The organism is Microbacterium sp. M, from assembly GCF_045181065.1.
Lineage (GTDB): Bacteria > Actinomycetota > Actinomycetes > Actinomycetales > Microbacteriaceae > Microbacterium.
In genome coordinates this window covers 2,018,426-2,039,533 of record NZ_CP173721.1, presented here as the reverse complement: position 1 = coordinate 2,039,533, position 21,108 = coordinate 2,018,426, and the positions used below count along the sequence as shown (strand labels likewise).

General features: G+C 68.0%; 21 protein-coding genes and 1 tRNA gene. 16 read left to right on the top strand and 6 right to left on the bottom strand.

The window, feature by feature from the left end:
- Window positions 1–83 precede the first annotated feature (83 nt).
- The 3 genes from ACI7YT_RS09835 to ACI7YT_RS09825 all read left to right on the top strand — a co-directional run bounded on the left by ACI7YT_RS09835 (window position 84) and on the right by ACI7YT_RS09825 (window position 3,904).
- Complete coding sequence (locus ACI7YT_RS09835; RefSeq protein ID WP_406245348.1) at window positions 84–1,829, top strand: DEAD/DEAH box helicase; 1,746 nt, start codon at window positions 84–86, stop codon at window positions 1,827–1,829.
- Window positions 1,830–1,951: 122 nt separating this feature from the next.
- Window positions 1,952–3,046 carry a VIT1/CCC1 family protein gene (locus tag ACI7YT_RS09830; RefSeq protein ID WP_406245347.1) on the top strand — a complete coding sequence of 365 codons (1,095 nt, stop codon included), beginning with the start codon at window positions 1,952–1,954 and terminating at the stop codon, window positions 3,044–3,046.
- A 36-nt stretch (window positions 3,047–3,082) separates the two neighbouring features.
- On the top strand, window positions 3,083–3,904 hold the full coding sequence (locus tag ACI7YT_RS09825) for a shikimate 5-dehydrogenase (RefSeq protein WP_406245346.1): 822 nt from the start codon (window positions 3,083–3,085) through the stop codon (window positions 3,902–3,904).
- On the opposite strand, the gene ACI7YT_RS09820 is transcribed toward ACI7YT_RS09825, so the two are convergent.
- Complete coding sequence (locus ACI7YT_RS09820) at window positions 3,898–4,083, bottom strand: hypothetical protein (protein ID WP_406245345.1); 186 nt, start codon at window positions 4,081–4,083, stop codon at window positions 3,898–3,900. The genes ACI7YT_RS09825 and ACI7YT_RS09820 overlap by 7 nt on opposite strands.
- Before the next feature lie 102 nt (window positions 4,084–4,185).
- Window positions 4,186–4,560: a winged helix-turn-helix transcriptional regulator gene (locus tag ACI7YT_RS09815; protein ID WP_406245344.1), complete on the bottom strand. Its 375-nt coding sequence runs from the start codon at window positions 4,558–4,560 to the stop codon at window positions 4,186–4,188.
- A gap of 88 nt (window positions 4,561–4,648) precedes the next feature.
- Between ACI7YT_RS09815 and ACI7YT_RS09810 the strand changes: the two genes are divergently transcribed.
- On the top strand, window positions 4,649–6,001 hold the full coding sequence (locus tag ACI7YT_RS09810; RefSeq protein WP_406245343.1) for an MFS transporter: 1,353 nt from the start codon (window positions 4,649–4,651) through the stop codon (window positions 5,999–6,001).
- Between the two features lie 150 nt (window positions 6,002–6,151).
- Here ACI7YT_RS09810 and ACI7YT_RS09805 read toward each other — a convergent pair whose 3' ends face one another.
- Window positions 6,152–6,637 carry a MarR family winged helix-turn-helix transcriptional regulator gene (locus ACI7YT_RS09805; RefSeq protein ID WP_406245342.1) on the bottom strand — a complete coding sequence of 162 codons (486 nt, stop codon included), beginning with the start codon at window positions 6,635–6,637 and terminating at the stop codon, window positions 6,152–6,154.
- A 39-nt stretch (window positions 6,638–6,676) separates the two neighbouring features.
- Here ACI7YT_RS09805 and ACI7YT_RS09800 point away from each other — a divergent pair, with 39 nt between their 5' ends.
- Entirely contained in the window at window positions 6,677–7,549 is an 873-nt protein-coding gene (locus tag ACI7YT_RS09800) for a DMT family transporter (protein ID WP_406245341.1), read from the top strand.
- A gap of 77 nt (window positions 7,550–7,626) precedes the next feature.
- On the opposite strand, the gene ACI7YT_RS09795 is transcribed toward ACI7YT_RS09800, so the two are convergent.
- Window positions 7,627–7,711, bottom strand: a tRNA-Leu gene (locus ACI7YT_RS09795).
- Between the two features lie 112 nt (window positions 7,712–7,823).
- Between ACI7YT_RS09795 and ACI7YT_RS09790 the strand changes: the two genes are divergently transcribed.
- Window positions 7,824–9,119 (top strand): M20/M25/M40 family metallo-hydrolase, encoded by a 1,296-nt coding sequence (locus ACI7YT_RS09790; RefSeq protein ID WP_406245340.1) that lies wholly within the window; start codon window positions 7,824–7,826, stop codon window positions 9,117–9,119.
- A 59-nt stretch (window positions 9,120–9,178) separates the two neighbouring features.
- Complete coding sequence (locus ACI7YT_RS09785) at window positions 9,179–10,006, top strand: undecaprenyl-diphosphate phosphatase (RefSeq protein ID WP_406245339.1); 828 nt, start codon at window positions 9,179–9,181, stop codon at window positions 10,004–10,006.
- A gap of 12 nt (window positions 10,007–10,018) precedes the next feature.
- Here ACI7YT_RS09785 and ACI7YT_RS09780 read toward each other — a convergent pair whose 3' ends face one another.
- Window positions 10,019–10,870 (bottom strand): PAC2 family protein, encoded by an 852-nt coding sequence (locus ACI7YT_RS09780; RefSeq protein WP_406245338.1) that lies wholly within the window; start codon window positions 10,868–10,870, stop codon window positions 10,019–10,021.
- An 80-nt stretch (window positions 10,871–10,950) separates the two neighbouring features.
- On the opposite strand from ACI7YT_RS09780, the gene ACI7YT_RS09775 reads away from it, so the two are divergent.
- From ACI7YT_RS09775 to lnt, 9 genes are all read left to right on the top strand, one after another.
- Window positions 10,951–11,637 (top strand): HAD family hydrolase, encoded by a 687-nt coding sequence (locus ACI7YT_RS09775; protein WP_406245337.1) that lies wholly within the window; start codon window positions 10,951–10,953, stop codon window positions 11,635–11,637.
- Complete coding sequence (locus ACI7YT_RS09770) at window positions 11,634–12,653, top strand: tRNA (adenine-N1)-methyltransferase (protein WP_406245336.1); 1,020 nt, start codon at window positions 11,634–11,636, stop codon at window positions 12,651–12,653. The genes ACI7YT_RS09775 and ACI7YT_RS09770 overlap by 4 nt, the downstream gene beginning before the upstream one ends.
- Before the next feature lie 10 nt (window positions 12,654–12,663).
- The gene (locus ACI7YT_RS09765) at window positions 12,664–13,596 is read left to right on the top strand and encodes a hypothetical protein (protein ID WP_406245335.1); all 933 of its coding nucleotides are present in this window, start codon (window positions 12,664–12,666) and stop codon (window positions 13,594–13,596) included.
- Complete coding sequence (locus tag ACI7YT_RS09760) at window positions 13,596–14,585, top strand: helix-turn-helix transcriptional regulator (protein ID WP_406245334.1); 990 nt, start codon at window positions 13,596–13,598, stop codon at window positions 14,583–14,585. The genes ACI7YT_RS09765 and ACI7YT_RS09760 overlap by 1 nt, the downstream gene beginning before the upstream one ends.
- Window positions 14,582–15,568: a helix-turn-helix transcriptional regulator gene (locus tag ACI7YT_RS09755; RefSeq protein ID WP_406245333.1), complete on the top strand. Its 987-nt coding sequence runs from the start codon at window positions 14,582–14,584 to the stop codon at window positions 15,566–15,568. Before ACI7YT_RS09760 ends, ACI7YT_RS09755 begins: the two co-directional genes overlap by 4 nt.
- A 33-nt stretch (window positions 15,569–15,601) precedes the next feature.
- The gene (gene tatA, locus ACI7YT_RS09750) at window positions 15,602–15,853 is read left to right on the top strand and encodes a twin-arginine translocase TatA/TatE family subunit (RefSeq protein ID WP_406245332.1); all 252 of its coding nucleotides are present in this window, start codon (window positions 15,602–15,604) and stop codon (window positions 15,851–15,853) included.
- Window positions 15,854–15,915: 62 nt separating this feature from the next.
- The gene (tatC, locus tag ACI7YT_RS09745; protein WP_406250559.1) at window positions 15,916–16,680 is read left to right on the top strand and encodes a twin-arginine translocase subunit TatC; all 765 of its coding nucleotides are present in this window, start codon (window positions 15,916–15,918) and stop codon (window positions 16,678–16,680) included.
- The gene (locus ACI7YT_RS09740) at window positions 16,677–19,151 is read left to right on the top strand and encodes a DEAD/DEAH box helicase (protein WP_406245331.1); all 2,475 of its coding nucleotides are present in this window, start codon (window positions 16,677–16,679) and stop codon (window positions 19,149–19,151) included. Before tatC ends, ACI7YT_RS09740 begins: the two co-directional genes overlap by 4 nt.
- Window positions 19,152–19,160: 9 nt before the next feature.
- Window positions 19,161–20,693, top strand: coding sequence for an apolipoprotein N-acyltransferase (gene lnt / locus ACI7YT_RS09735; protein ID WP_406245330.1), 1,533 nt, complete (start codon window positions 19,161–19,163; stop codon window positions 20,691–20,693).
- On the opposite strand, the gene ACI7YT_RS09730 is transcribed toward lnt, so the two are convergent.
- Window positions 20,690–21,073 carry an RNA polymerase-binding protein RbpA gene (locus ACI7YT_RS09730; RefSeq protein ID WP_406245329.1) on the bottom strand — a complete coding sequence of 128 codons (384 nt, stop codon included), beginning with the start codon at window positions 21,071–21,073 and terminating at the stop codon, window positions 20,690–20,692. The two genes, lnt and ACI7YT_RS09730, sit on opposite strands and share 4 nt — an antisense overlap.
- Window positions 21,074–21,108: the final 35 nt, after the last annotated feature.

The window sequence follows — 21,108 nt, the reverse complement described above, 5'->3', positions numbered from 1 at the left end:
GCAAGCATCGACTCTACCGGCCGGCCGTCCGGCACGGGGGAGGCGTGCATCCGGTGTCCGTGGGAGCGATTATCGTGGAGTCGATGCTCTCTCCGTCCTTTCCCCAGCGCGCCCCGTGGGGTACCGCGAACAAGCTGAGGGCATGGCAGCAAGAAGCGCTGGATCAGTACTTCCAGGAGGACAGGCGCGACTTCCTGGTCGCGGCGACGCCCGGCGCAGGAAAGACCACGTTCGCGCTGACGCTGGCCGTCGAGCTGCTGCGCATGGGCGAGGTGAACCGCATCATCGTGGTCGCTCCGACCGAGCATCTCAAGACCCAGTGGGCGGATGCCGCGGCCAGAGTGCACATCCGCCTCGATCCGCGTTTCCGCAACAGCCACTGGGCCCCGGCATCCCACTACCACGGCGTGGTGGTGACGTATGCGCAGGTCGCTGCGAAGTCGTCCGTGCATCGCCACCTCACCGAGGACGCCAAGACGCTCGTCATCCTGGATGAGGTGCACCATGGCGGCGACGCACTCAGCTGGGGCGATGCGATCCGGGATGCCTACGGACCGGCGAAGCGCCGGCTGCTGCTCTCCGGCACGCCGTTCCGCAGCGACACGGCACCGATCCCGTTCGTCGAGTATCTTCCCGACGAGTCCGGCTCGCGCATTTCGAGCACGGACTACGCGTACGGCTACGGCCGCGCACTCGCGGACGGTGTCGTGCGCCCTGTGCTGTTCCACATGTACTCCGGCAAGATGCGCTGGCGCACCAGCGCCGGTGACGAACTCGAAGCGCACCTCGGCCAGGACAACACGAAGGACGTCAACTCCCAGGCCTGGCGCACGGCGCTGGACCCGGAGGGCGAGTGGATGCCGGCGGTGCTGTCCGCCGCCGACCGGCGGCTGACCGAGATCCGTCACCACGTTCCGGATGCCGGGGGCCTGGTGCTCGCCACCGACCAGACCGTCGCGCGCGCCTACGCCAAGATCCTGCACAGCATCACAGGACAGCAGCCCACGATCGTCCTGTCCGACGATGCGGCGGCTTCAGAGCGGATCGAGAAGTTCAGCGCGAACGATGCCCGCTGGATGGTCGCTGTGCGCATGGTGTCAGAGGGCGTCGACGTCCCACGGCTCGCGGTGGGCGTGTACGCCACGTCGTCGTCCACCCCGCTGTTCTTCGCGCAGGCCATCGGGCGCTTCGTGCGTGCGCGGCGCCGTGGTGAGGCGGCGAGCGTCTTCCTGCCGAATGTGCCGGTCCTCATGGGACTGGCGAACGAGATGGAGAAGCAGCGCGATCACGCGCTGGATCGTCAGTCCAAAGACGACGACGGACTCGACGACTCGCTGCTGGAGAGCGCCAATCGAGAGGACGACGCGTCGGATGCCTTGACGCAGGAGTTCAGCTATCAGGCGATCTCATCGCTGGCGCACTTCGACCGCGTCGTCTTCGAGGGCCAGGAGTTCGGACAGCTGGCCGAGCCGGGGACACCGGAGGAGGAGGAGTTCATCGGGATCCCCGGACTCCTCGAGCCGGAGCATGTGCACGAACTGCTCATGCAGCGCACCGCCCGTCAATCGAAGCTGCGGGAGGCACGTGAGGCCGAGCAGGGACCGGAAGCGGTCACGACCCTCCCCGCGCCCCTGCACAGGACGCTGCGCGAGCAGCGCCAGCTGCTGAACAGCCTCGTCGGACTCTACGCGCGACAGGCCGGTGAGCCGCATGGTGCCGTGCATGCCGAGTTGCGCAGGATCTGCGGCGGCCCCGCGGTGGCGCAGGCGACGGTGACGCAGCTGCAGTCGCGTATCGACGTCCTGCGCAAGCGCGTGAAGAGTCGCTGAACGGCGCGGAGCCGACGCGCTGTTCGGGCGCCCGAAATGCTGTCAATCCGCGGATTCCGGCGAGGCGGAGCGCATCGCGTCGATAGCGTTGACGCATCCCCTCAACCGATTCAGGAGAACTGATGAGCGCGCCCGTTTCCGCCGAGCCGACCCCGGCCGACCGCCGCCGCTGGGCTCGGTATCTCGTCGAGGAGCGGGCCGAGGGGATGGTCTACCAGAAGCTCGCCGCGCGCCGGACGGGGGAGGAGCGCGACATCCTGCTGAGCCTCGCAGATGCGGAGCGGCGACACGAGCAGCACTGGCTCGACCTGCTCGGCGGCGAGCCGAAGAGGCTTCCCCGCGCCGGCATCCGCTCACGCATGCTCGGCTGGATGGCCGGCCGCTTCGGCTCGATCTTCGTCCTCGCCCTGGCGCAGAGCGCCGAGGCGCGTTCGCCGTACGACACGGAGCAGTACGCGACCCCGGCGATGCGCGCCGACGAGAAGATCCATTACGAGGTCGTGCGCGGGCTCGCAGCGCGCGGGCGACGCCGGCTGTCGGGATCGTTCCGCGCAGCCGTCTTCGGGGCGAATGACGGCCTCGTGAGCAACCTGGCGCTGGTGCTCGGCATCGGTGCCACCGGCGTGAGCGCGAGCTTCGTCCTCTTCAGCGGCATCGCAGGGCTCCTGGCGGGTGCGCTGTCGATGGGGGCGGGGGAGTTCGTCTCGGTCCGTTCGCAGCGAGAACTGCTGGCGTCGACGGAGGCGAACGACGACGCGCATGATTCCGCCGCCGACCTCGACATCGATGAGAACGAGCTCGCGCTGGTCTATCGCGCGCGGGGAATGGACGAAGCCGAGGCGCTGAGAAGGGCTCACCGCATCGTCGAGGCCGCCCAGGCCGGCGTGCGAGCGGCGGCCACCGGCCCGATCCGCACCTCCGGAGACGACCATGAGATCGTCGGCAGCGACTGGACGGCGGCGATCTCCAGCTTCCTGCTCTTCGCGTCGGGCGCGATCGTGCCGGTGCTGCCATGGATCTTCGGGATGCAGGGCACCGCGGCCATCGTGCTGGCGCTGGTTCTCGTCGGCATCGCGCTGCTGTCGACCGGTGCGATGGTCGGCATCCTCTCCGGAGGTCCGCCGCTGCGCCGGGCGCTCCGTCAGCTGGCGATCGGGTTCGGTGCGGCGGCGATCACTTACCTGCTGGGGCTCGTGTTCGGCGTCGGTGCGCTCTGATACGGGGACGGATTCATCACGGCGTACCCTGATGCAGTGACCATGCTGAACAAGGACATGACGCTGTGCATCTCGCTGTCGGCGCGACCGAGCAACAACGGAACGCGCTTTCACAATCACCTCTATGAAGCGCTGGGGCTGAACTGGATCTACAAGGCGTTCGCACCCACGGATCTCGCCCAGGCCATTGCCGGTGTGCGCGGACTCGGCATCCGAGGATGCGCGGTCTCGATGCCGTACAAGGAAGAGGTCATCGCGCTCGTCGACCGGATGGATCGGTCGGCGACGGCGATCGACTCCGTGAACACGATCGTGAACGACGACGGAGTGCTCACTGCGTACAACACGGACTACTCCGCGATCGCCCAACTGATCGAGCGGAATGGTCTGGAGCCGGAGTCCTCTGTGCTCCTACGCGGCTCTGGAGGCATGGCCAAGGCGACGACGGCGGCCTTCAGGGACGCCGGATTCCGCGATGTCACGGTCGTGGCGCGCAACGAGAAGGTCGGCAGGGCCCTGGCGGATCTGTACGGCTACGCGTGGGTCCCCGAGGTGGGGGAGCAGACGGCGGAGATCCTCGTCAACGTCACGCCGATCGGCATGGCAGGCGGTCCGGAAGAGCACGCGCTGGCATTTCCCGAGAGCGCCGTGGCTGCGGCATCCGTCGTGTTCGACGTCGTCGCGCTACCCGCCGAGACACCGCTCGTCGTGGCCGGGCATTCCGCCGGGAAGACGGTCATCAGCGGCGCCGAGGTGGCGACGCTGCAGGCGCTGGAGCAGTTCGTCCTCTACACCGGCATCCGCCCATCGGATGCCCAGGTGCGCGCGGCCGAGGAGTTCATGCGGGCTGGTCAATGACCTTCGTCGACCCGTTCCTCCGCTGAATCGTCGTCACCGGCCCCATCGTCGTCACCGGCTCCATCGGCGGTCTCCGGCTCCGGTTTCGTTCCATCTGTGCGCTCCGGCGGGCCGCCGGAGGCCGTGTCCGCCTCTTCGCTTTCCCCGGGTACGCCACGGGTGTTCTGCGGATCGCTCATGTGCTCTTCCTTCCCTCGATCACGCCACCGTAGGGCGGCGCACCCGCGGGATCGAACCCCTTGACGGTGCGCCACCGATGTGGGAACCGCTGCGAGGTCGGCCTACTCGCCTGCGGTCAGGCGCGCGTCGGCGCGGTGGGGATCGGCGTAGGCGCGGCCCCACCGGGTCAGCTCGGCGAGAAGGGGCCCGGCGCTGCGCCCGACCTCGCTGAGCTCGTACTCGACCTTCGGCGGGACCTGTCGATGGACGGTGCGGATCACGAGGCCGTCCTCCTCGAGTTCGCGGAGCTGACGCGTCAGCACGCGTGGGGTCGTGCCTTCCAGGAGCCTGCTGAGTTCGCCGAAGCGGAGGATGCCGTGCTGTTCGAGCATCGCCAGTATCGTGGGCTTCCACGCGCCACCGACCACGGCGATCGACACCTCGGCATCGCAGATCGGCGCCCAATCCTTGACGATCCGCTCGGTCTTCTCACGCATGGCGATGCTCCATTAGTATCCAAAAGGGCAGTACGTGACAGAAATGTCAGTACTTGTGGTTGTCGTAGGTACTCTACAGACTGGCGATGTGACCGTCGAGACCTCGCCCATCCCCACTCGTTCCTCGCTCCACAGGTGGTGGGCGATGCTCCCGCTGCTCCTGGGCATCCTCATCGGCGCACTCGCCATCAGCAGCGTCGCGACGGCGCTGCCGGCGGTCCGCGGCGAACTGCACTTCAACGACACCGAGGTGCTGTGGTTCGTCGACATCTATTCGCTCACCCTCGCCGCGACCCTGATCCTGGCGGCCCGGATCGGCGACGCGTTCGGGCGCAAGCGCATCATCCTCATCGGCCTGACCGGCTTCGCCGTGCTCAACGCCGTCGGCGGCTTCGCCACGAGTGGCCTCGTGCTGATCATCGTGCGGGCTCTCCTCGGCATGGCAGAGGCCTTCGTCATCGCGGGAGTGGTCGCCACCATCGGTGCGCACTATCAGGCCAAGCAGCGCGTGCTGGCGTACGGTCTGTGGACGGCGACGTTCGGCGCGGGCAGCGCACTCGGTCCCGTCGTCGGCGGGCTGCTCGCGGATGGGCCGGGCTGGCGGTGGCTGCTTCTCGGAGCGGTGCCGCTCGCCGTGCTCGCTGCTGTGCTGACCATGTGGCTCGTTCCGGATTCCCGGGCCGGCCGCGCGCAGGCATGGGATGTCCCCAGCATCGTGACGTCGATCGTGGCGCTCGGCGCGCTCGTGTACGCCCTGCATGAGGCGCTTGCCTCCCCGTTCGTGGCCGTGGCCGCAGGCGCCGTCGCCGTGAGCGGCCTGGTCTTCTTCGTCGCCAGGCAGCGGAGACTCGCGGATCCGCTCATCGATGTGGGGCTGTTCGCCGTGCCCGGCTTCAGCACGGCGATATCCCGAATCCTCGTCAGCAGTGGCGCCTCGGCGGCGTCGGTGGTGCTGATCAGCCTGCATCTCCAGGATGCGATCGGCATGACCGCGGCTGAGGCCGGGCTCATGCTGCTCCCGCAGGCGATCGCCATCGTCGCGGGCGGAGTCCTCGCACCGCTGCTGCTGCGGCGGCTGTCTTCGGGCACGGCGACGGTGCTCGCGCTGCTGCTGCAGGCCGCCGGACTCGCCATGCTCGCTCTGAATCCCGTTTCCGTGCTCGTGCCGCTGTCGTTCATCGGACTGGGGTTCGGCGTTGCCGGCACCCTCGCGGCGACGACGCTCTTCGACGTCACCACCGTCGAGCACGCCGGTCAAGTCGGAGCAATCCAGGAGGTCGGCTTCGCGCTCGGCGGCGGCCTGGGCATCGCCGTGCTCGGCACGATCGCGGCCGTTGTCGCGCAAGGAGGAGCAGTCGTCGCGATCGCGGCGGGGACGATCGTCGTGCTCCTGTCGGCCGTCGCACCGTTCATCGGCCGGAGGCGGAACCGCAGCGTTTGACTCTCAAGGCATCGACGGATTCCTGGGCCCGTCGGACTCGGGTTCGTCGACTCCTCTCCTGCGCCCACGGCCGACAGGACTCCGTGGCGACCGGGAGCTGTCACCCGAGTCCGTGACGGGTCCGTCCAGCACAGTGCGCCCGAGTCGGGGTCAGTCGCGCACGAGCTTGCGCAGCAACCGCTCCAGGTGCGCGCGCTCGTCTGGATCGAGCGGGGACAGCAGGCCCTCCTCGACCGCGAGGTGCTCGGGATAGGCCGTGTCGATGAGACGCCGTCCCGCGTCGGAGAGTTCCACGGTTCGTGCACGGCCATCCTCCGCGCTGTGGTGCCTCGTGACGAGTCCGGTCGATTCGAGGCGGTCGACACGTTTCGACGTCGCGCCGGCTGTCACCATGGTGTGCTCGGCGATGTCGGCCTGCGTCAGGACGAACGGCGCGCCCGCGCGACGCAACGCGCACAGCACATCGAACTCGCCTTCACCGAGCCCGAAACGCCGGTAGTTGTCCACGAGAACGGCGGTGAAGTCGTCGGAGATGCGCCGCATCCGCCCGATCACCCCCATCGGGCTCGGATCGAGGTCTGGACGCTCTCTGCGCCACTGGTCGAGGAACGTCCCCACGCGGTCGTGATCAGCCATGACACCATTCTAGTTTCCGTGGAACATATAATGGTTTCCATGGAAACAACCTCGCGAATCGCCCGGGTCTGGCTGACCTTGCGGTGGCCGCTGGTCGCAGCGATCGGCCCGATCGCCTTCGGCTCGACGTACTTCGTCACCCACGAGTACTTGCCGCCGGAGTCGCCGCTGTGGGGATCAGCGATCCGGGCGCTGCCTGCCGGCATCGTGCTGCTGGTGGTGGCTCGCCGCTTGCCCACCGGTGCGTGGTGGTGGCGTTCCGTCGTGCTCGGCACGCTGAACATGGGGCTCTTCTTCTGTCTGGTCTACGTGGCGGCGCAACTGCTCCCGTCCAGCGTCGCTGCCGCGCTGATGTCGCTGAGTCCTCTCGTGATCGCCGGCGCGGCCTGGCTGCTCATCCACGAGCGTCCCACGCCGCGCATCCTGCTGGGCGCGGCTGTCGGCGCCGCGGGGGTTCTGCTCATCGTCGGAACGGCTACCGGCGCCCTTGATGGATGGGGGATTGCGGCCTCGGTCGCCTCGATGGTGCTGTCCTCGATCGGGGCGATCCTGACCAAACGCTGGCAGGACGGGACGCCGGTGCTCACGATCACGGCCTGGCAGCTCGTCGTCGGTGGGATCGAGCTGCTCGTCGCGGCCGTGGTCATCGAAGGTGCGCCGCCTGCCGTCTCCCCGACGGAATCGCTCGCGTTCGCCTATGTGAGCCTGATCGCCACGGCGCTGGGCTTCGTGTGCTGGTTCACCGGGTTCCGCCATCTTCCTGCCGGCGTCGTCGGGGTGATCGGGCTCCTGAATCCCGTCACCGGGGTCGCACTCGGCGTCCTCGTGGGAGGCGAATCGCTCTCTGGACTTCAGGAGGCCGGCATCGTTCTTGTCCTGTGCAGTGTCGTGATCGTGAACATGCGCCGCTGATGGCGCCGCGCGCGTCGTTCACGAGAACGCGGTGAGAACGAGGAAGGCCCCGGATCCGAAGATCCGGGGCCTTTCTGTGCGCGAGGGGGGACTTGAACCCCCACGCCCTATTCGGGCACTAGCACCTCAAGCTAGCGCGTCTACCTATTCCGCCACCCGCGCAGGTGATGAATTCGTCGTTGCCGACCGAAGAATGAGATTAGCACGTTCTCCCGAGGGCTTCGAACCGGGGTGCCCGCCGGGCGTGCCGCGGCTGTTCGATAGCCTGGGGAGCATGTCCGATCCGCAGCTGCCAGAAGTCGTCCGCGTCGCGCAGGACCTGATCCGCTTCGACACGTCGAACTTCGGCGGCGGCAACGCCGAGGGGGAGCGAGAGGCCGCTGAGTACGTCGGGGCGTATCTCGAAGCGCTCGGCCTCGAGACCGAGTACTACGAGCCGATCCCGCGCCGAACGAATGTGATGGCGCGCGTCCCGGGGCGCGACCGCACCAAGCCCGCGCTGGTCGTGCACGGCCACCTGGACGTCGTCCCCGCGATGGCCGAGGACTGGAGCGTCGATCCGTTCGCCGGCGTCGTCCGCGACGGGATGCTGTGGGGCCGGGGAGCAGTGGACATGAAGAACATGAACGCCATGATCCTCACCTCGGTCGCCGACATCCTGCGCGCGGGGGAGCAGCCGGAGCGCGACCTCGTGCTGGCCTTCTTCGCCGATGAGGAGAACGGCGGCGTGGAGGGCTCATCGCTGGTCGTCAAGGACCGGCCGGAGTGGTTCACCGGCGCGACCGAGGCGATCAGCGAAGTCGGCGGCTACTCGATCACGGTCGACGATCGACGCGCCTACCTGCTGCAGGTGGGGGAGAAGGCGTTGATCTGGATCCGCCTCGTCGCGAAGGGCCGGGCTGGCCACGGGAGTCGCCTCCACGACGAGAACGCGATCACACGCCTCGCCGAGGCGGTGGCGAAGATCGGACGCACGCGCTGGCCGATCCGGCTCACGCCGACGACCGAGGCGCTGCTGCAGGGGCTCAGCGAGTTGAGCGGACGCTCCGTCGACGATCCGGATGCGCTGGCCGCGGCATCCGGCCCGGCCGAGGCCTTTCTGCGGTCGACGTTCCGGACCACCGCGAACCCGACCGTGCTGACCGCCGGATACAAGCACAATGTGATCCCCGAGCGCGCCGAAGCGCTCATCGATGTCCGCGTCCTGCCTGGTACCGAGGACGAGGTGCTGGCCGAACTGCAGCAGATCATCGGCGACGACATCGTCATCGAGACCGTCGTCCGCGACATCGGGATGGAGGTGCCGTTCGACGGACCACTCGTGCACGCGATGGTCGCCGCCCTCGGCAGGCACGACCCCGGCGTCCCGGTGATCCCGTATCTGCTCGGGGCCGGGACGGACAACAAGGCGCTCTCGACGCTGGGCATCACGGGGTACGGGTTCGCGCCGCTGCGTCTGCCTGCCGACCTGGACTTCACAGGCATGTTCCACGGAGTGGACGAGCGGGTTCCCGTAGAATCGCTTGTCTTCGGTCAGCAGGTTCTGACCGACCTGCTGCGGTCCTACTGATCACCGCACCGACTTCGCCTGTTCCGTCAGGCTGATCCCGTTTGGTCAGAAAGGCCTCCATGCACCTGCTCGAAGCGCTGTTCCTCGGCGTCATCCAGGGGCTCACCGAGTTCCTCCCGATCTCGTCCAGCGCCCACCTGCGCATCGTCGGCACCTTCACCGGCTCCGGCGAGGACCCCGGGGCCGCGTTCACGGCGATCACGCAGATCGGCACGGAGGCCGCCGTCGTAGTGTTCTTCTGGCGCGACATCGTGCGCATCATCGGGCATTGGTTCCGCTCGCTGACCGGGAAGCTCCCTCGCAACGATCCGGACGCCAAGATGGGCTGGCTGATCATCATCGGCAGCGTCCCGATCGTGGTGCTCGGGCTGCTGTTCCAGGACCAGATCGAGACCGTCCTGCGCTCGATGTGGGTCGTCGCGATCATGCTGATCCTGTTCGGCATCCTCCTCGGCATCGCCGACTACGTGGGAGCGAAGCGGCGCAGACTCGACGACCTGACCTACCCGCACGGCATCCTCTTCGGCATCGCGCAGGCGCTGGCACTGGTGCCCGGTGTGTCCCGTTCCGGCGGAACCATCACGATGGGTCTCTTCCTCGGCTACGAGCGCGCCGCAGCCGCCCGCTACGCGTTCCTGCTCGCCATCCCCGCCGTGTTCGGCAGCGGCTTCTTCCAGCTCTTCAAGAGCTGGGACGAACCGGACCAGTACTTCTCCCTGGGCGAGACCCTGGCGGCGACCGGCATCGCGTTCGTCGTCGCTCTAGGCGTCATCGCGTTCTTCATGAACTGGATCTCCAAGCGCAGCTTCCTGCCGTTCGTGATTTACCGCATCCTGCTGGGCACGACCCTGCTCATCCTGCTCGGCACGGGGGCCATCACGGCCTGATCGACTGCGGACTCAGCGCTTGTGGTCACCCGGTCCGTCACCACGGCGGCGGAGGTAGCGCTCGAACGCCTGCGCGATCGCATCGCCGGATGCCTCGGGGGAGTCCCAGGTGTCCCTGGTGCGCTCGAGCTGCTGGATGTACTCGGTCATGTCCTCGTCATCGGCGGCGGCCGCATCGATCGACGCCTCCCACGCTGCCGCCTCGGTGCGCAGGTGCGTCCGGGGCACATCGATTCCGGTGAGCTCCTCGAGGCGGTCCAGCAGCGCCAGGGTCGCCTTCGGCGACGGCGCGGCCGAGGCCACGTAGTGCGGCACGCTCGCCCAGAGCCCCGCCGTGGGGATTCCGGCCTTCTCGGCGAAATGCTCGAGCACGCTGAGGATCCCGACCGGGCCCTCGTACAGCGACCGCTCGAGGCCGTGCGCCTCGCGGACCTGTTCGTTCGGGCTCGACGAGAAGATCGAGATGGGTCGCGTGTGCGGCACATCGGAGAGCATCGCGCCGAGCGTCAGGAAGCCGGTGACGTCGTCGCGCAGCGCGACGTCGATGAACTCCGTCGCGAACGCCTGCCAGGTCCTGGCGGGCTCCGAACCGGTCAGAAGCCAGAACTCGGGGCCGATCTGAGCCGCGGGCACCGGCCGCCACAATGCGGCACCCGGCCACTGCAGCTCCCTGTGCCCCTGGGCATCCATACGCGTGGCCGGCCGGGTGTACTGGTAGTCGAAGTAGAGTTCGGGGTCGACCGCATGCACGAGCTCGTAATCGCCGGATTCGCGGATCGCCTCGATGGCGCCGCTCGCGGCTTCGCCGGCATCGTTCCAGCCGTCGAAGGCCGCCACGATGATGCGGGGTCCCAGTGCATCCATCCCTCAAGGCTAGTCCCCGAGCATGCGGGTGGCGCAGGCGCGCGGGGGATGTCCGGTGATGCGCCGGATAGCATGGTCCGGTGAGTGAGACGCCGAGCGCGGTCCTGTGGGACATGGACGGAACCCTCGTCGACACCGAGCCGTACTGGATGACGGCCGAGACCGAGCTGGTCGAATCCTTCGGCGGCACCTGGACGCATCAGGATGCGCTGCAGCTCGTCGGCAACGGCCTCGCCGACAGCGCGGCGATCCTGCAGACCGCGGGCGTCGACATGGACGGCGATGCCATCATCCAGCACCTCACCGACCGGGTCAGGGACATGCTGGGCACGCACGGCGTGCCGTTCCGCCCCGGCGCGCAGGAGCTGCTGCGCGACCTGCAGGATGCCGGAATCCCCACCGCACTCGTGACGATGTCGTTGCGGCGCATGGCAGAGGGCGTCGTCGAACTCATCGACTTCGATGCGTTCCGGCTGATCGTCGCGGGTGACGACGTCGAGAACCCGAAGCCTCATCCCGAGCCGTATCTGCTCGGCGCTGCGCTGCTCGGCGTCGAGATCGCCGAGACGATCGTGATCGAGGATTCCCCGACCGGGCTCCGCGCCGGCTTGGCCTCCGGCGCGGTGACGCTCGGAGTTCCGCACATCCTGCCGCTCGACGAGGTCGGGGCCCACGAACTGTGGCCGACGCTGCACAGCCGCACCAGCCAGGACATCATCGCGCTCTATCGCGCGCACCGCACCCCTCAGACGGAGAAGCCCTCATGAACGACACGCAGACCACTCGCCCGAGCGGGCCGTTCCGAGAAGGGGACCGCGTGCAGCTGACCGGCCCGAAGGGCCGTATGCACACGATCACGCTGCGCGCCGACGGCGAGCTGCACACCCATCACGGCGTCCTGCGCCATGCCGACCTGATCGGTCAGCCGGATGGCACGGTCGTCGCCAACAGCTCGGGGCACGACTACCTGGCACTGCGCCCGCTCCTGCGCGACTTCGCCATGTCGATGCCGCGTGGTGCGGCGATCGTCTACCCGAAGGACGCCGCGCAGATCATCATGCAGGCCGACATCTTCCCCGGTGCGGTCGTCGTGGAGGCCGGCGTCGGATCCGGAGCGCTCTCGCTGTCGCTGCTGCGCGCGGTCGGTCCGGACGGACGACTGGTGTCGTTCGAGCGCCGCGAGGATTTCGCCGACGTCGCCTCGGCGAACGTCGAGACGTTCTTCGGTGGGCTGCCCGAGACCTGGCGGGTCGTCGTGGGGGACCTCGTCGAGTCCCTGCCCGTTGAGCTTCCGGCCGGCGGTGTCGATCGCGTCGTGCTCGACATGCTCGCACCGTGGGAGTGCATCGACGTCGTCGCCGATGCACTGACCCCCGGCGGGGTCGTGCTCTGCTACGTCGCCACGGCCACCCAGCTCTCCCGCGTCGCGGAGTACATCCGCGGCACCGGCCTGTTCACGGATCCGGACGCTTCCGAGACGATGGTGCGCGGCTGGCATGTCGAGGGGCTGGCGGTACGACCCGATCACCGCATGGTCGCCCACACCGGTTTCCTCATCACGGCCCGCCGTCTGGCACCGGGTGCGATCGCTCCCGAGGTCAAGCGCCGCGCGTCCAAGAGCAGCTACGGCGATGAAGACGTCGAGCTGTGGACTCCCGGCGCCGTCGGCGACCGCGAGATCACGGACAAGAATCTGCGCAAGCGCGTGCGAGAGGCGGAGAAGGCCGCCTCCGGAGCGCGTCTCGCGGCCGAGTCGCGCGTCACAGGGCAGACGACGGAATAGACTGGAGCGCGTGCGTAAAACGTCCGCTGCCTTTGCCAGCCTCAGTCTCGCCGTCATCGCTCTGACCGGGTGCACCGCCGCCCCGACTTTCGACGGCGAGGCCTGCGATCGCGCCGCGTCGTCGAGCGGGATCGATGACGCGGTCACGGTGACCGGGGAGGTCGGCGTCGCACCGGATGTCGAGCTGTTCTCTCCGCTGCACGTGGAGGAGACCTCCTACACCGACGTCATCACGGGTGAGGGCATCCCTCTCACGTCACCGCAGCAGCTGACTGTCCTGGACATCGCGCTCTTCAACGGCAGCACCGGCGAGCAGGTCGTGCAGACCGAGTTCGACGGCGACATGACGCGGCTGTCGAACATCGCCTCCTGGACGCAGCAGATCCCGGGCATCGGTGCCGTTCTCGAGTGCGCCACACCCGGTACTCGTATGGTCGCGGCGATCGCGCCGGAGGACTTCGGCGCCGAGGCGCTCACCGGATTCCAGCTCGACGAGGACACGACCGTCGTCGCGGTGATCGACGTGCTCGACACGCAGCTCGCGCGTGCCACCGGCTCGAAGCAGTTCAACAACGCCAACAACCTGCCCACCGTCGTCCGCGCACCTGACGGCCGCCCTGGGATCATCGTTCCCGATGGCGCTGCCCCGACCGAGCAGGTCGAGCAGGTGCTGATCAAGGGCGACGGCGAGACCATCGAGAACGACACGATCGCCTGGGTCAACTACACCGCGGTGGCATGGGACACGAAGTCCGTGAGCAGCACGAGCTGGGATTCGAACCCGGTGTCGAACCTCGCCGAGACGGCGCCGCCGGTCGCTGAGGCCATGCTCGGCCAGACGGTGGGTTCGCAGCTCCTCGTCGTGGTTCCGGCCACGGAGGGCGGCGAGGCCATGACCTACGTCGTCGACATCCTCGGCACGAGTCCCGCAGCGGGGCAGTGATGGCGGTCCAGATCCCTGCGGAGGAGCGTCTGACGAATCTCGTCGTGGCGCTCATGGCCACGGAGGTCGGACTCACCAAGCAGCAGATCCTCGACAATGTGTCGGGGTACCGTCAGCGCGCCGATGCCGGCACCCGTGCCGATGCGCTGGAGAAGATGTTCGAGCGCGACAAGGACGAATTGCGTTCGCTCGGCATCCCCGTCGAGACCATCGGCGATGCGACGGACCCGAACGATCTGCGCGAAGCCCGCTACCGAATCCCGCAGGCAGAGTACGACCTGCCGTCCGACATCGTCTTCACGCCGGCCGAACTGGCGGTGCTGCAGTTGGCCGGCAGCGTGTGGAGCGCGGAGTCCGTCTCCGGCGACGCTCAGGCCGGCGTGCGCAAGATCCGCGCTCTCGGCATCGACGGCGACGCGCCGATCATCGGCTTCGCGCCGCGCATCACCACCCGTGACGCCGCCTTCGGTCCGCTGCAGGACGCCATCGAGTCGAGCCGCGTCGTGCGGTTCGACTACCTGAAGCCGGGGGAGGAGGCGGCCCGTTCCCGTCGTGTCCGCCCGCTGGCGCTGGTCGACTACGAGGCGCGCTGGCATGTCTACGGCATCGATGCGGATGCCGAAGAGGAGCGCACCTTCCTCCTCAGCCGGATCGTCGGGGACGTGCGCGTGACCACGCAGCGCTTCGACCCGGGTCTGCGAGAGGGTGCGGGCGAACGCGCCATGGCTGGGCTCGAGGAGGTCGCCCGGCGCAACCGGGCTCTGCTCGAGGTGACCCCTGGCACCGAAGCGGCGCTCCGCCTCGGCCGTCGAGCGGTACCCGCTGCCCAGGGCATCCACGTGCACTACGTCGATCGTCACATCTTCGCGGATGAGCTGGCCTCGTACGGTCCCGAGGTGCGCGTCGTGGATCCTGCCGACCTGAGGGATGCCGTCGTCGACCGTCTCACCGCGATCATCGAAGCCCATCAGGACGAGGAGGCGCAGTGATGGCGAAGCCGAAGCCCCTGCTCGCCTCCGAGCGCGTCCGCCTGTATCTCACGCTCGTGCCCTACCTGCTCGAGCGCGGCCAGGTCTCGCTGGCCGAGGCCGCAGCGGAGTTCCAGGTCACCCCGGGTGAGATGCGCTCGATGGTCGAGAAGCTGACCGTGATCGGTCTGCCCGGCGATTCGGGCTACTGGCAGCAGCCGCACGAGCTGTTCGACATCGATTGGGATCTGCTCGACCAGCAGGACGTCATCGAGATCACGAACTACGTCGCGCTGCGTCGTGTGCCGCGTTTCACCGCGCGCGAAGCAGCAGCCCTGCTGGCGGGACTCCAGATGGTCGCGGCCGTCCCGGAGGTCGCCGGCTCCGGTCTCGTGTCGGGCCTCATCGCCAAGCTGTCCCGTGGTGCTGCGGATGCGCCGGCGGCGGTCGTCGTCGCGACGGACGCTGTCGACGAGGTGCGCGAAGCCGTCTCCCGCGCGCTGCGCGACGGCGTCGCGGTGTCGTTCACCTATCAGGCGCCGGATGCCGAGCCGACCACGCGCACCGTCGACCCGGTGCAGGTCATGATCACGAACGGGCAGTGGTATCTGCAGGGCTGGTGCCATCTGCGCGAGGCGATGCGCACCTTCCACCTCGACAGGGTGAGCGATCCGCGGCTCACGGACATCGCCATCACCCACCAGGGCGAGAGCATCCCCGACCTGTTCACGGACGGCGTCGCGGACGGCAACGTCTCGGTGCGCCTGCCGGCTCAGCTCCTGCCGCTGCTGAGTGCGTTCGTGGCCGACAGCGAGGCCGCCGGCGACGATGTCGTGGCGCACGTGCGCCTGTCCGATCCCCGAGGCATCAAACGTCTCGCAGGGCGGTTCGGGGGGCGCATGCGCGTCCTCACGCCGGCGGTGGCACGCACCGCGACGCGGGAATGGGCGGCAGCGGGACTCGCGCTCTATCATCAACCAGACGACGCCGTCGTCGGTGGTTAGACTGTAACGAACCCCCGAACCGAGGAGATCCACATGGCCGGTTTGACCGGATGGCACCTGCTCATCATCCTCGCAGTCATCCTGCTCCTTTTCGGTGCAGCGAAGCTGCCTGCGCTCGCGAAGAGCATGGGACAGTCCGCGCGCGTCTTCAAGGGCGAGATGAGCGCGATGAAGGATGAAGACGCGGCTCGCAAGAACGATTCCACCGCCGCAGAACCCGAGACGCCGTCGTCGTCCGCGACGACCGACAACGGAGCCGCGTCCGGCACTGATCGCACCCCCTGACCCCAGTGTCAGAAGGTGTGACGTCCCCGACAGCAGGGGACTCCAGTCGGCGTGAGCGCAGGATGTCGCTCGGTGCGCATCTCGTCGAGCTGCGCAAACGGCTGCTGATCTCGGCGGCCGCGCTCGTCGTCGCGATGATCATCGCGTTCTTCATCACAGACCCGATCATCGACTACATCACCAGGCCGTTCGAAGTCGTCGATGAGGCCAAAGGCGGCCAGGGTCTCACCGGACTCACGTTCTCGTCTGTGACCGCGCCGTTCGACCTGCGGATGCGGATCTCCTTCTCGATCGGCATCTTCTTCGCCGCACCGGTCTGGTTGTGGGAGCTCTGGGCGTTCCTCATGCCGGGGCTCACCCGCAAGGAGATCAAGTACACGCTCGGCTTCGTCGCCGCTGCCGTCCCGCTCTTCTTCGCCGGATGCTACGTCGCGACGTTCCTCGTGCCGCACGTGATCGAACTCATGGCGACGTTCACGCCTGAGGGCGGCAACAACCTCTACGAGGCGTCCAAGTTCTACGACTTCGTCTTCAAGCTGATGATCGTCGTCGGCGTCGCATTCGTGCTGCCGGTGTTCCTCGTCGCCCTCAATCTCGCCGGCATCATGTCCGGCAAGGCCATCCTGAAGGGCTGGCGCGTGGCCATTCTGATCGCGACAGTCTTCGCAGCCCTCACGACTCCTGCGGCCGACGTCGTCAGCATGCTGATCCTCGGCGGCATCCTGATCGTGCTCTTCTTCGCGGCGGCCTTCTTGTCGATGCTGTTCGACCGGCGAAAGCGCAAGCGCGACACCGTTGCCGGGCTCCTCCCGGATCCGAGCGCATGAGCTCCCCGGCCGACCGTTATGCAGCAGCCCGCGCGGCCGCGGACTCTCCGGAGACGGCCGCGTTCGCGTCTCGCCAGGCGTTCGACCTCGACCCGTTCCAGTTGGCGGGCTGCCATGCGCTCGAACGCGGGCACAGCGTGCTGGTCGCGGCACCCACCGGTGCCGGCAAGACCATCGTGGGCGAGTTCGCCATTCATCTGGCGATGCGGACACCGAGTCAGAAGGCGTTCTACACGACGCCGATGAAGGCGTTGTCGAATCAGAAGTTCCGTGAGCTCGTCGAGGTGTACGGAGCCGACCAGGTGGGCCTGCTCACCGGCGACACGAACATCAACGGCAATGCGCGCATCGTGGTCATGACCACCGAGGTGCTCCGGAACATGCTGTATGCGGACTCGTCCGCGCTCACCGACCTCCGCTACGTCATCATGGACGAGGTGCACTACCTCGCGGACCGCTTCCGTGGGCCGGTGTGGGAAGAGGTCATCCTGCACCTGCCGCAGACGGTTCGTCTGGTTGCGTTGAGCGCGACCGTGTCCAATGCGGAGGAGTTCGGCGACTGGCTGGACACCGTCCGAGGCGACACAGAGGTCATCGTCTCCGAGATCCGGCCTGTGCCGCTGGAGCAACATGTGCTGGTGCGCGATGATCTGCTGCCGCTGTTCGACGATCGCGCAGGTATCGCGACCGCGCAGGTGAATCAGGAGCTGCTGCGCATTCGATCCTTCACGGGGTCGCGCTATGAGAGCAATCGCCAGGCGCAGAACTACGCGAGCAACAGACACGCTGGTCGGCAGGCGCAGCGACCGCCGCGGGGCGGGAAGCGACCGGTCCGCGCTGCCAACGCCCGTCGCATCGAGCGGATGGACCGACCGGACGTCGTCGGTCTGCTGGAGCGGTCCAACCTGCTGCCGGCGATCTTCTTCATCTTCAGCCGCGTGGGCTGCGACGCCGCTGTGCAGCAGGTCAGTCGCTCCGGCATCCGGCTCACGACTCCAGAGGATCGCGCGGAGATCCGCGCAATCGTCGAGGAGCGCACCCGGGCTCTCCAGGACGAGGATCTCGGCGTCCTGGGCTTCTGGGAATGGCGCGAGAACCTCGAGCGCGGCGTCGCAGCGCATCACGCTGGACTCCTGCCGGCGTTCAAGGAGATCGTCGAGGAGCTCTTCCGACTCAAGCTCGTCAAGGTCGTCTTCGCGACCGAGACGCTGGCGCTCGGCATCAACATGCCCGCACGCACGGTCGTCCTCGAGAAGATGGAGAAGTTCAACGGCGAGGCCAGGGTCGCGATCACGTCGGGGGAGTACACCCAGCTCACCGGCAGGGCAGGGCGTCGTGGCATCGACGTCGAGGGCCACGCCGTGGTGCAGTGGACCGAGGGCATGGATCCGCAGGCGGTCGCAGCGCTCGCGTCACGGCGCACGTATCCGCTGAACTCGAGCTTCCGTCCGACGTACAACATGGCGGTCAACCTCGTCGACCGCTTCGGACGCGCCCGCGCCAGGGAGATCCTGGAGACGTCGTTCGCGCAGTTCCAGGCCGACCGCGCGGTCGTCTCGCTGGCGCGCGAGGTGCGCGAGGCCGAGGCATCCCTCGCCGGATACCTGACGGCCATGCAGTGCGAGCACGGGGATTTCGCCGATTACGCCGCGATCCGTCGCGAGCTCAGCGATCTGGAGAAGAAGAACCGTCAGGACTCGCACGGACCACGGGCGGCGCGCGAGAAGCGCGTCAAGAAGATCGAGAGCCTGCGGCGGCGGATGCAGCGGCATGGCTGCCACAACTGCCCCGATCGCGAGAAGCACGCCCGCTGGGGTGAACGCTATTACAAACTCAAGCGCGACACCGACCGCAAGCGGCGTCAGATCGAGACGCGGACCGGCACGGTCGCGCGGATCTTCGACCGCGTGCTGGATGTGCTCGGCGCGCTGGAGTACGTCACGGGCAAGGGCGACGACCTCACCCTGACCGATGCCGGACGCACCATGCGTCGCATCTACGGCGAACGCGACCTCCTCGTCGCCGAGAGCCTGCGCCAGGGCCTGTGGAAGGGCCTGGATGCTCCGTCGCTCGCGGCGATGGCCTGCTGTCTCGTGTACGAACCGCGCCGCGACGAGGCGAACTCGGGGGAACGGGGGCTTCCTCGTGGCGCCTTCCGCGCGGCCTATGAGAAGACCACAGACCTGTGGGCGCAGCTCGACGACCTCGAGCGCGACCACCACCTCCCTGGCTCCGAACCGCTTGCCGCGGGCCTCGCCGGCGCCATGCACGCCTGGGCGAGGGGCGGCATGCTCGACCGCGTGCTGGTGGACGCCGACATGGCCGCCGGTGACTTCGTGCGCTGGGCCAAGCAGACGATCGATCTCCTGGATCAGCTCTCGATCGTCGCCGACGATGCGGACGTCGCGCGGACCGCGCGACGAGCACTGGACGGCGTGCGCCGCGGCATCGTCGCCTACTCCGGGATCTGAGGCACGAGGATGCCCGAGATCACCGCACGCCCGCGCCCGCGCGCGCTCCTGCCTCTGTGGCTCGCTGTGCTCACGGCAGCCGCGGGCGGGTGGCTCATGGACCTGGCCTACCCGGACGTCGCAGCGTGGATCCTCGCCTTTCCGGCGACGGCCCTTCTCCTGATCTCGCTGATCGGTCGGCGCGCCGGTGGCGCATTACTGGTCGGCCTGGTCCACGGTCTGGTCTTCTACCTGCTGCTCGTGTCATGGACATCGCGCTACCTGGGCCTGATCCCGTGGTTCGCCCTGGCGGGGGTCGAGGCGGTGCTCACCGCAGTCGCAGTGATCCCGATCACGCTCGCCTACCGGTGGCTGCCACGGGCGTTCCCCGGCGCGTTCGCGCGCCTCATCGCCCTGCCTGCTCTCGTGGCGGCGTTGTGGGTCGGGCGAGAGCTCGTCGTTGGCGCCCTGCCGTACAGCGGCTTCCCCTGGGCGCGATTGGGGATGACGCAGTCGACGAGTCCCCTCGCGCCCCTGTCCTCCTGGGTGGGCGTGAGCGGCCTGAGCTTCCTGATGGTGTTCGCCGTCGCCGTGCTCGTCGAGTCGATCCGCCTGCGCCTGTGGCGTCGTCCGGTGCGGTTGCTGATCCCGGCCGCTGCCGTCGCTCTGCTCCTGTTCGTCCCTGCCTTCCCGACCACCGCAGCAGGAAGCCTGCGCATCGGTGCTGTTCAGGGCAACGGCCCGACCGGCTACTTCGACGAACGACCGCCGTATTCGATCATTGATGCCCAGACGGACGCCTCCCGACCGCTGTACGGCGAAGACATCGACCTGCTCGTATGGCCGGAGGGCTCGGTCGACAGCGATCCGTTCCAGAATGCGGACCTCGCCCGACGTCTGACCCTGGTGGCGAATCGCGCCGGGGCCCCGCTCCTGGCCAACGCCGCAACGGAGCGCGACGGCGAGTACTTCAACACGTCGATGCTGTGGCTCGCGGACGGCACCGCCGAGCAGACGCACGACAAACGCCATCCCGTGCCGTTCGGCGAGTACGTGCCCGACCGGGCGTTCTACAACGCGATCGTGCCGGATCTGATCGGGCTGCTCCAGCGCGAGTACACACCGGGCACGAATCCGCCGATCATGGAGGTCGACAGCGCGATCATCGGACTCGCGATCTGCTTCGACGTGATCTATGACGACGTGATCCGCGAGGGCGTCGGAGACGGCGCCGAAGTGCTGATCCTCCAGACCAACAACGCCGATTTCCGCGGCACCGACGAGAACCTGCAGCAACTGGCTTTCGCGCGTATGCGGGCTATCGAGACCGGCCGGTCCGTCGTGAACATCTCGACCGTCGGAACGAGCCAGATCATCCGCCCCGACGGGTCGACGGTCGCCTTCCTCAACGCGGATGAGGCCGGAGCGATGCTCGAGGATGTCGAGCTGCGCTCCGGCCTCACGGCGGGGATCGTCTTGGGCCCCTGGGTGCAGCAGTTGCTGCTCTGGGGCGGGCTCGCGGCGCTCCTGATCGGGTGGTGGAGCGCGCGCAGGCGCGGTTAGGCGCCGATCTTCTCGCGGGTCGGGTCTTCCCCTGCGCCACGGCGGGCGCGGAGGAAGGCGAGGCGCTCCTCCAGGAGCTCCTCGAGTTCAGCGCGCGTACGGCGCTCGAGCAGCATGTCCCAGTGCGTACGTGCGGCCTTCTCGTCGCTCGCATCGAGCGTGACGGACTTGCCGTCCACCTGCAGCACCGCGTCGGCGCCGCACGTGCGGCACTCCCACGTCTGCGGCGGTTCTGCATCCGCTGCGAACATCAGGGTCGTGACGTGTCCGCACGCGTCACAGGTATAGGTGGTTTCGCGGCGTTCCATGAACACGACGCCCTCTTCGCTCTGTAGGCTCTGGGCGCCGAGTCGGATGCCGCGCAGGCTGCGATCTGCCATTGTGTGGTCCTCTCGTCGCTCTCAGGTATAACGCT